At 34.9% G+C, this 504-nt stretch carries 2 protein-coding genes; both read left to right on the top strand.

All coding sequences use genetic code 11. The annotated features are described in order from the left end of the window. Nucleotides 1-304 (top strand): class I SAM-dependent methyltransferase (locus ABCO64_RS10890; protein WP_343089499.1); only part of this gene is annotated, 304 nt, incomplete at its 5' end. Continuing rightward, nucleotides 301-504, top strand: a 204-nt coding sequence (locus ABCO64_RS10895) for a Rossmann-fold NAD(P)-binding domain-containing protein (protein ID WP_343089500.1), incomplete at its 3' end; no start/stop codon positions are given. The genes ABCO64_RS10890 and ABCO64_RS10895, both read left to right, overlap by 4 nt.

Genomic DNA, 504 nt, shown 5'->3' on the forward strand with positions numbered 1-504 from the left:
TTCAATCTTTGATGAAACTTACGATTTAATCACCGCAACAGAAGTCTTTGAACATTTAAACACGCCGTTAAAAACCTTAAGTCATATCTCTGCTCTCTTAGAAAAAGGGGGCATTCTTGCGATTATGACATCCCTAAGACCTTCAAGTGATGAAGCCTTTTTAAAATGGTGGTATCGACGCGATTTCACCCACGTCAGCTTTTTTACTTTAGACGCGATTAAAGCATTAATTAAACCTTTTCCATTACGTTTAATTCACACCAATGAAACTAACTACTTTGTATTTAGAAAGGAATGGCCATGATGAAAGTTTATACACAAAATCAAGAATATATTGATTTTTTAAAAGACAAACTGCCTGAAGGAATCGCTTTAACTCAAGACCTTAGTGAAGCAAACTATGCTTTAAGAGGGCGTTTTAAAGCAAGTGAATATCACGAGAACTTAAAAGGGATTATTATTCCTTTTACAGGCCATAATGGCATTGATCTTGAGGCTATTAAG

It is taken from the genome of Methanocalculus natronophilus, from assembly GCF_038751955.1.
Classification (GTDB): Archaea; Halobacteriota; Methanomicrobia; order Methanomicrobiales; family Methanocorpusculaceae; genus Methanocalculus; species Methanocalculus natronophilus.